At 58.8% G+C, this 9,381-nt stretch carries 8 protein-coding genes; 3 read left to right on the top strand and 5 right to left on the bottom strand.

Translation table 11 applies throughout. The annotated features are described in order from the left end of the window. The first annotated feature begins 64 nt into the window (after positions 1-64). The gene (locus ABIZ35_RS22075) at positions 65-1,483 is read left to right on the top strand and encodes an FAD-linked oxidase C-terminal domain-containing protein (protein ID WP_348222092.1); all 1,419 of its coding nucleotides are present in this window, start codon (positions 65-67) and stop codon (positions 1,481-1,483) included. 47 nt (positions 1,484-1,530) lie between these two features. Here the strand turns inward: ABIZ35_RS22075 and ABIZ35_RS22070 are convergent, their stop codons facing one another. The 3 genes from ABIZ35_RS22070 to ABIZ35_RS22060 form a co-directional block, all read right to left on the bottom strand. After that, a complete protein-coding gene (locus ABIZ35_RS22070; protein ID WP_348222091.1) occupies positions 1,531-1,995 on the bottom strand; it encodes an Rrf2 family transcriptional regulator in 465 nt (154 codons plus the stop codon). 62 nt (positions 1,996-2,057) lie between these two features. Continuing rightward, on the bottom strand, positions 2,058-2,957 hold the full coding sequence (locus ABIZ35_RS22065; RefSeq protein WP_348222090.1) for a sulfurtransferase: 900 nt from the start codon (positions 2,955-2,957) through the stop codon (positions 2,058-2,060). A 39-nt stretch (positions 2,958-2,996) separates the two neighbouring features. Beyond that, positions 2,997-3,272 (bottom strand): NIL domain-containing protein, encoded by a 276-nt coding sequence (locus tag ABIZ35_RS22060; protein ID WP_348222089.1) that lies wholly within the window; start codon positions 3,270-3,272, stop codon positions 2,997-2,999. 234 nt (positions 3,273-3,506) lie between these two features. On the opposite strand from ABIZ35_RS22060, the gene ABIZ35_RS22055 reads away from it, so the two are divergent. Further along, positions 3,507-4,802: a hypothetical protein gene (locus tag ABIZ35_RS22055; protein WP_348222088.1), complete on the top strand. Its 1,296-nt coding sequence runs from the start codon at positions 3,507-3,509 to the stop codon at positions 4,800-4,802. Between the two features lie 4 nt (positions 4,803-4,806). Here ABIZ35_RS22055 and ABIZ35_RS22050 read toward each other — a convergent pair whose 3' ends face one another. Further along, on the bottom strand, positions 4,807-5,688 hold the full coding sequence (locus ABIZ35_RS22050; RefSeq protein ID WP_348222087.1) for a DUF1559 domain-containing protein: 882 nt from the start codon (positions 5,686-5,688) through the stop codon (positions 4,807-4,809). A 222-nt stretch (positions 5,689-5,910) separates the two neighbouring features. On the opposite strand from ABIZ35_RS22050, the gene aqpZ reads away from it, so the two are divergent. Next, positions 5,911-6,684, top strand: a complete 774-nt coding sequence (aqpZ, locus tag ABIZ35_RS22045; RefSeq protein WP_348222086.1) for an aquaporin Z — start codon at positions 5,911-5,913, stop codon at positions 6,682-6,684. Between the two features lie 82 nt (positions 6,685-6,766). Here aqpZ and ABIZ35_RS22040 read toward each other — a convergent pair. Then, on the bottom strand, positions 6,767-9,381 hold a 2,615-nt coding region (locus ABIZ35_RS22040), incomplete at its 5' end, for a hypothetical protein (RefSeq protein WP_348222085.1).

Genomic DNA, 9,381 nt, shown 5'->3' with positions numbered 1-9,381 from the left:
TCTAGGCGCGAATTCATTCGCCGGCTCCTTATGGGACAAATTGCGTGTCTAGTGGAGCAAACGAATGAGTATCATCGAAGAGCTAAAACGGATCGTCGGCGACGACGGAGTGCTGTCGGGCAAGGGGGAGCGGATGACGTATGAGCGCGACGCGTACCCCCTGGAGTCGGCGCAGCCGCTGGCGACGGTGCTGCCGAGCACGACGGAACAGGTCGCGGCGATCGTGAAGCTCTGCGCGAAGCATGAGATTCCATTTACGCCGCGTGGTGCGGGAACGGGGCTTGCGGGTGGAACGCTCTGTCCTGGTGGGGTGCTCATCGGCGTTGCGCGCATGAACCGGATTTTGGATATCGATCTGCGCAATCGAAGGCTGACGGCGCAGGCGGGGGCGGTGAATGTCGAGCTGACCAAAGCCGTCGCTGGAGATGGGTATCTGTACGCGCCGGACCCATCGTCACAGGGGGCGAGCACGATCGGCGGCAATATCGCCAATAACGCCGGCGGGCCGCATACGCTGAAGTACGGCGTAACCGTCAACCATGTGCTGGCGCTGGAGATGGTGCTGCCGGATGGCGAGATCGTGACGCTTGGCGACAAGACCGAGGACACCAATGGCTACGATCTGATGGGACTGGCCGTGGGGGCGGAGGGCACGTTCGGGATCGTCACGCAGGCGACGCTGCGATTGGTGCGGCAAACCCAGGCCGTGAGAACGCTGCTCGGAGTATTCGCGACGATCGACGATGCTACACAGACGGTTTCGGACATCGTGGCGGCGGGGATCGTTCCAGCGGCGCTCGAAATGCTCGACGGCGTGATTATCCAAACGGTGGAGGACGCCTTTCACTACGGCTTTCCGCGTGATGCCGGGGCGGTTCTGATCATCGAATTGGACGGCCTCGCCGCCGGGATCGACACGCTGGCGGAGCGGGTGCGGGAAGTTTGCGCGGCCAATGCGGCGCGCGAAGTGCGGCAGGCGTCCACGCCGCAGGACCGGGCGAAGCTCTGGGCGGCGCGGAAAAAGTCCATCGGCACGCTGGGGCGGCTTGCACCGTCGTGCGTCACGCAAGACTGTGTGATCCCGAGATCCAAGCTGCCGGAAGTTCTCAGGGCGATCGCGGCGATCGGCGTAAAGCACGATCTGAGGATCGCCAATGTCTTTCATGCCGGGGATGGCAATCTCCATCCGGCCACGCTTTTTGACGAGCGCGATCCCGAGCAGGTCAAACGGGTGATGGCGGCGTCGCATGACATTTTAGAGTTGTGTATCGGGATGGGCGGGACGCTGACGGGGGAGCATGGGATCGGCGTCGAAAAGCGAGATTACATGCCGCTGCTTTTTCCAGCGGAGACGCTGCGCACGATGTCGGATGTGCGCGCGGTGTTCAATGCATCGGGATTGTGCAATCCGGGGAAAGTGCTGCCGACATCACACGGCTGCTCGTTTGAGTTTACGCCCCGGGGTGGGGCGGTGGCGGTATAAAACAAAAACTGCCTCCATGCGATGATCCGCGTGGAGGCAGTTTTGCGTCAGATATAGTACATCAGCGCTTCGATGGCTTCATTCGAGCGCTCTTTCGCCTCGGATTCGCTGGCGCCTTCGGCGAGCACGACGATCGAGGTGTTTTCCAGGATGCTGCGGATGGAGTCGCGAACTTTGCGCAGGACCTGGGCCAGCTGCGAATGTTCCGCATCCGTCTCATCCGCCCACTTGGGGATCGGCATCAGCAGACCTTCGAGGTGGCGCAGGGCCTCCGCGAGGGAGATGTCCTCGGGGGCGCGGTTGAGGCGGTAGCCGCCGCGCTGGCCACGCTTACTTTCCAGGATGCCGGCGTGGGAGAGGGGCAGCAGCACCTGCTCCAGATATTTCTGGGAGGTATCGCATCGGCCCGCCAGTTCGCCGACTTGAAGGTAGCCGTTGCCGTCCTCGCGCCAGTTACGGACGAGGTCGCCGAGAACGCGGAGGCCATACTGGCTTTTTGTGGTCAATCGCATAGTAGGTCACAGGGAATGCGGAAGGCGCGCCTTCCGCAAAGGGTGAAATAGGCCTTTCGAGCCTACGGACAGACTTTCAGATCGCCGCCGGTTCCGGGAACGGTGGCGACTTCGCGCTCGATCGGCGCGCCGATAATGGAGCCCCATTCAGTCCAGGAGCCGTCGTAGTTCTTCGCGTTTTCGAAGCCGAGCAAGTTGTAAAGCACAAACCAGGTGTGCGACGATCGCTCGCCGATACGGCAATACGCGATCACTTCCTTGCCTTCCTGGACGCCCTTCGGCTCATAGAATGCGCGAAGATCTTCCGCAGACTTGAATGTGCCGTCTTCCTGCACGGCGTTCAGCCACGGGGTGGAGTGGGCGCCGGGGATGTGGCCGCCGCGCTGCGCGGTCTCGGTCATTCCGGGAGGCGCGATCACCTTGCCGGTGAACTCATCCGGGGAGCGGACATCAAGCAGGGTCAGGTTCGGATCGCCCAGCTTCGTCAGGATCTCATCGCGGAAGGCGCGCAGCTCCCAGTTCGGCTCGGAGGCGGTGTAGGTGGCGGCGGGATAGCTCGGAACCTCGGTGGTTACTTCGCGTTCTTCGGCCAGCCACTTCTTGCGGCCGCCATTGATGAGCTTGAGCTTGGACTTGTCATGACCGAAGATGACGAACAGCCAGTAGCCGAAGGTGGCAAACCAGTTGTTATTGTCGCCGTAGAGAACGAGCGTGTCGCTATTGGAGATGCCTGCGTTGCTCAGAAGCGCGTTCCACTGCTCTTTGCTGGGGACATCGCGGCGCAGCGTGTCTTCCAGCTCGGTCTGCCAGTTGAAGCCGATGGCTCCGGGAATATGGTTCTGCGCGTAGGCGTCGAGGTCGACATCGATCTCAATCAGCTTGTAGTCACCCGACTTGTACGTCTCGGCGACCCAGTCGGTCTCCACCAAGACCTCGGGATTTGCGTATCCGTTGCCTGCCATCGTTGATTATCTCCTGCGATAATTAAAATTTATTGGTTTTTAGTACGCTTGGACTTCGTCGGTGCCGATGAAGCCGACGCCGACGCCATAAGATTTCAAGTAGGCGATGCTCTGGTCGAGCTGGCTGTCCGTACCGGTCAGCTCCAGCATGATATAACCGCCGGTCTCCGGCTCGATCTGCGCGCGGCGAATATCGGCGCTCACATCGAACTTCTTGATGGCTTCCGCCAGTCGCGGCTGGTTGACCTGCTCAACGGGGAAGGTCAGATTAAGTCGCACGCTTTGCAGTGTGTCGGGTGTATTTTCCGTGGCCATGGACTACCTCACAATTCATTGTCTACAATGTCTATTGCTTTACAGGACAATGTATTCGTTATACCCGGCCTCTAGGAAGCTGTCAAGGCTTATCTTGGGGACCTGTGGGAGAACGTTATTTCTCCATTGTGACACATTCCATCGTTTTCCTTGCAATTTCCAGCCGGCGCTATTATAATTCCGACAATGGCTATTATATTTCGCACGCTTTGGATTTGCGCCCTATGGATGGCAATGGTTATATTTTGTTTGCCGGGCGCCTCTGGCGCCGACGCAGTTGCGCCGCGCCAGAGTTTTCTGGACAACGGTAAGGTTCGGATCGGTGTAGATTTGACGATTGGCGGCGCCATCACTTATCTGTCAAAATCCAACAGTGATGTCAATCTGGTTAACAGCTCGGACTGGGGGCGGCAGATCCAAATGTCGTTTTATTCTGGCCCGAATCCGTTTGCGCCGAACGGCAAGCATCCCGAGAAGTCGTGGGAAGGTTTGGGATGGAACCCGATCCAATCGGGAGATTGTTTCGGCAATCGGTCTCAGGTTCTGGAAACCCGCAACGATGGGAAAACGCTCTATGTGAAGTCGGTTCCTATGCAGTGGCCGCTGGACAATGAGCCGGGCGAGTGTACCTTTGAAACTTGGATCACTCTCGATGGCGCCGCCGCCAAGGTGCGCAGCCGGATCGTCAACCATCGCCTAGACACGACGCAGTATCCGGGCCGCGGTCAGGAATTGCCGGCGATCTACACCAATGGGCCATGGTATCGGCTGATGACGTACACAGGCGATAAGCCCTTTACCGAGGATGCGCTGAAACAAATCCCCTGTCAATTTCCTTGGGCGGGCTGGCAGGGAACCGAAAACTGGGCGGCGCTGGTGGACGATCGCAACTGGGGGCTGGGTGTTTGGGAGCCTAGCGTTCAGGCTTTTAGCGGCGGTTTTTCGGGAACTCCGGGCGCCGGCGGCCCGCATGATGGAGCCACTGGCTACATCGCTCCGCTCCATTACGAGATTTTAGACCATAATATTAATTACGATTACCGTTACGTGCTCATACTGGGAAATCTGAATGAGATCCGGCGTTATGTCTATGAACATGCTCCCAAGAGCGCTCCTCCAAATTACAAGTTTCAGTCCGACCGACAGCACTGGCGATACACGAACGCGACCGATACTGGCTGGCCGATACATGGAGAACTGCGCGTCCGGACGGACGCAGCCGATCCACAGCTAATCGGCCCTGACGCCTTCTGGCTGGCGTCGGCCGCCCCGAAGCTGTCCCTGGAGGCGGCGTTTCCGAAGGGGCAAACACACGCCTCCCTCTACTGGAAGCAAAACGACGGGCAGGGCTTCCGTGAGACAACGCAGATGACATTTGAAGTGATCCCCGACGGTAAATTTCATCACTACAAAGTAAACCTGGCGTCCTCCCCCGAATACACCGGCGCGATCACCGGACTCCGGCTCGACCCGGAAATGGGTAAGCCGGGCGATTTATTACGCTTGAAGTCGATTGGCTTCACTCGCTAAGAATTTAGATCGGACTAAATGTCATTGTGACGGTTGCGCCGCTCTGCTGGGTCATGCTGTTCGTTCCCGTCGCCTTGCCAGCGTTTAAGGCTGTGTTGTGGATTTCAACGGCGTCCGCGCTTACTGCGGAAAGTCCAGCCGACACGCGCTCTGGCTTCAGCCATTTTACATGGCCGTCCACGGCAAGATAATTAGCCCCGTCGGTGTGGCGTCCGACGCCCCCGACCGTATTGACAAGGTAGCCGCCAATATTGCCGGTATCGTACTTGGCGATATTCCAATTTGTCGACGGCGCCGCGCCACCAGCGCCGGCTACCGCGCCACAGCCATTTCCGGTGCGGCCTTCGTAAAGATCCGACACGTTGACGCCGTAATGGGGGACGCCGGTGTAAGCGTTCGTATTGCCCTGAATTTCGAAAAGCTGTACGGTATTGGCGGGGCTGGTCCAGGAGGCGATCGATGGATATGTGGGCGAGCCGCCGAGAAACGTCGTGCTTAAGGTGGACCCATCTGGATTCATTCCGGCAATCAAGTTTACGTTGGTCGCGTAGGAGATTTTGGAAGTTCCGGCTTCGGGTGAAGTCGGATCGTCCGGGCATCCGTAGACGCCGCTGCTTTTGACGTAGGGATAGATGCGGCCGCCCCATCCCTGACCGAACGCATCAGATCCTGGAGACATTTCCTCATAGTCCTGCTCGTACTGAAGAAATCCGAGGCCCAGCTGCCGCATGTTGCTGGAGCATGATGTCTGGCGCGCCTTCTCTCGCGCTTTCGCGAAAACGGGGAACAGGATCGCGGCGAGAATCGCTATGATGGCTATCACTACGAGGAGCTCGATTAGAGTAAAGGCGGAGCTCATGCGCTGGCGGCTGGATGGGTGAAACATAGTATTAAGTCCTTCATTTGGCGTCTTTGGAAATGTTGATAGATGCAGTATACACGCAAATCCTAAACGAATCCTTAACAAAAAATGGCGTTTTGAAATATTAACTGTTTTGTAAATCACATTAATACCGTGAAGGATATCTCTCCAGTGGCGACGAACGCTATGGCGTCAGTGCGATTTCGTCGGGTAAGTGTCTTCACTTTCGTATAAGGAGTCGTTGCGATGTCTACTCTCCCTATTTCCAAGCGCGCGGCCGCCGAATTTCTTGGCACGGCCTGGCTTGTCTTCGGCGGCTGCGGCAGCGCTGTTCTCGCCGCGAAGTTTCTGCTCTCTGATAACTCGAGCATCAATCTGGGCATTGGCTTCGTCGGCGTCGCGCTGGCGTTCGGTCTCACAGTTCTCACCATGGCGTACGCCATCGGTCATATCTCGGGCTGTCATTTGAACCCGGCGGTCTCCGTCGGCCTGTGCGCCGGCGGGCGTTTCCCCGCCTCGGACCTGCTCCCTTATATCGTCGCTCAGGTTGCGGGCGGCGTGGCCGGCGCCGGCGTGCTCTATCTCATTGCGTCCGGGCAGCCCGGCTTCAGCACGGCGGGCGGCTTCGCCTCCAATGGCTATGGCGCGCACTCGCCCGGCGGCTATTCCATGGTGTCGTGTCTGATCGCCGAGATCGTGCTGACGTTCGCGTTTCTGATCATCATCATGGGCGCCACCGACGGCCGCGCTCCCAAAGGCTTCGCGCCAATCGCCATTGGCCTGGGCCTGACACTGATCCATCTGATCGGAATCCCGGTGACGAACCTTTCCGTCAATCCCGCGCGCAGTACTGGTCCGGCGGTGTTTGTCGGCGGCTGGGCGCTCGCGCAGCTCTGGCTGTTCTGGGTGGCGCCGATCATTGGGGGCGTTTTGGGAGGCGTGCTTTATAAGGCGCTGGCGGGTGGAACTGAGGAGGCGCAGCCGGCGATTGTCGGGGAACCGGAACTGGCGCACCGATAAACCCTACAGAGATGCGATCTTCAAAAAGAGCCGCTCCCAGCAAAGGGGGCGGCTCTTTCGATTTCTTCTCCTTCAACTGTCTTTACTTCGCGGGCGGCGAAGCGATTTCGGCGGCGATTTTTGCGAGAGGATTATCATTGTGCAGTTGGGTCACATCCACGACAAATCCTTGCCAGGAAGATTTGCCGGCCGCCATGTCTTTGACGGCGTCGCCGAGAAGAAGCTGAAGCGTCGCGGAGCCGAAAAGCGTCTGTGGCGTTACCACGAGAAGGGACGTCTTTGATTGGGGGGTTGCCTGATTCACGGGCGCCGGTAATGCGTTGGCTGTCGTGGGATTATCCTCGGGTTTCGCCAGCGCCGGCGGCGGGCCGGCTTGCGCGTCCCAGTCGGAGAACCAGTGCGCGCTGATGTCCTCCTCCATTCCATATTCGCGCTGCTGTCGAACGAGGATGGGAAGGCGTGAGCCTTGAGACTTGGCCTGCGCGTTGTCATATAGTTCGCGCAGGAAAGCGACATTGGATTCAAATAGAAAAGATCGCCATTTTTTCGAAAAATCCGTGGTCTCCGCGTAGGAAGCCTGCATCCAATCCGGCCACACACGATCCTGCGATTGCTGTTCGATGATGTCGATCGGATCGACGCGCCATTTTCGCAGAAACGCCAGACGCGCGGGCAGGGTGTAGCCCATATGCGCGTAAAACTCCTCGTCGAATGTCCGTGAGACAGTATCGTATCCCGGCGGCAAGGTATCCTGCCAAACAATTCCTGCAATGCCCGGAGCAGCGGCGATGTCCCCCACGGCGTTTGTGAGGGCCGTTCGAGTTACTTCGGAAAAAGGACTGACGACCATATCGCTGTAACCGAAGTTCGGGATTGGAAAAAGGGCGCCGGTTTCATCGCGCAGCTTTTTGAATTGCTGCAGCATCGCCATGTCTTCCACGCTGCGCGCGCGCCATCGTTCGTTCGACCGCAGCGAATTTTCTCCGAGGATCGTCACGTCGCGCGCATCTTTGGACGCCGATGCCCCCCAGTGGAAAATGCTCATGACGGGGTACACAGCAATGCCTTTTTGCTTTGCCATCGGGACTACGGCGTCCAGCAAATCGCGCTGCTCCTCGCCTTCGGCGAACGTCATCAGCCAGAGCTCATTGAAGCCTACAGTTTCCATGGAGGCGAGAAGCCCTTCTGTTTCCCGCGCCGACTTTGGAGACGCCAGGAGCGCCCGTCGCCTCACTTGTGGGATCAGCGCCTGGAGGTGAACGCTCGCATCGGCGTCGCGCTTGACGTCCTGAGCGGCCTTCTGTGAAAGAAACATTTTACGCATCTCGTCCATTGAGGCTTCGACGGGTGGACGAAAAAGTTCATATCGTGTCGGCGAAAATTCCCGGATCTCCAGCGGCTTATCGTGGATCGGCAGGATGGCGCACACGACGATCTCATCTTCGAGAACGATTTTTTGCGCTAAATCCGCTTCATACGGCTGGCCTGGCTGCGACTGCGCTTTGACAAGGTCCACGGCCATGCGGCGCGCCGCCGCCTTTTGCGTCGCCGTCAATTCCTCGAACGGAACCTCAATGTGACCTAGGTTTGCAATCGGCTTGTGCGCGCTGAACTGCTCGGCGCTTAGCGCGAGCGCGTTATCGAAAGACGGGAGGTCAGCATCGCCGTGATTGCTCAGAATGATGCCGCTCGCCGCGTTGACAGGCTTGTCTCGCAATTTCTCAATATCGCGCTGGAAGTCTTTCCACATCTGCGTTCGAGCGCCCGCGCCGACCAGATCGGCCGTGAGGACATACGCCGTTCCAACCTTGCGGTACACACCGGCGACCGTCAGCGCCAGGGCGCGCAGGAGATTGCCGGCCGGCTTTGCGGACATATCGCCCGCAAGCAGCAGCGGCCAGGCCTCCATCCGGCGGTCTGCGTAGATCTCCATGCCCGTGCGCGTACGAATGAGATCGACCAAGGCGCCGACTGTCTTCACGCCGGAGACATCGATGGGCGTGCGCAGTCGGTCATCGGTGAAATCGATATCGCTAGCTTTCGCCGCGCTTGGCGCCTCCATACTGGGTAGAGCTTTCTGTCTCCGGCCATCCGGCGCGGGGGGCGACGCCGCAAGTCTGTCTCGTTCCCACGGATTATTCTCAGCGATATCTTCGTTGGTCAGGCTCAGAACCTTGTCGTGCTTATTGTAAAGCCGCATACGCACCGAAGAGCCAAGCCGGAGACGCACTCGCTTGATCTCTTCACTCCCGACTTTATTCCCGACACCGCCCGTGTAATAAGTGAAATTGCGCCCGGTCCACAGCGCCGCCCACATGGCGTGCTGCTCGTCCGTCGTCAAATCCGAATCGGCGATGCCGCCTTTACTCGTCAGCAGGCTCCATTGATCCTGATCGAGGGTTGCGGCCAGCAAAACGATAATCTGCCTTGGCGGCATATCTGCGTAAATCTCGGCGCCATCTGGAGAGTCATTAAATACCGTCATTGTTGGGAAGACGAGCGCGGTCACCGAACCGATCTCCGTCTTAACGAGGCCGAATGACGACGCGATTTGCGAAACCGTGTCTCCGGGAGACGGGGGCGCCGTCGAAGGAAGAAGAGTGCGACTGGGATACGTCGTGAAGATGAGAACGCCCTTCGAGAGCGTCGCCTGCGCGACGGCGTCGGCCAGCGTTATCTTGGGCGCCGGGGCAACGG

The organism is Capsulimonas sp. (genome assembly GCF_039929585.1).
Classification (GTDB): domain Bacteria; phylum Armatimonadota; class Armatimonadia; order Armatimonadales; family Capsulimonadaceae; genus Capsulimonas.
This window is presented reverse-complemented; position numbering and strand designations above follow the sequence as displayed.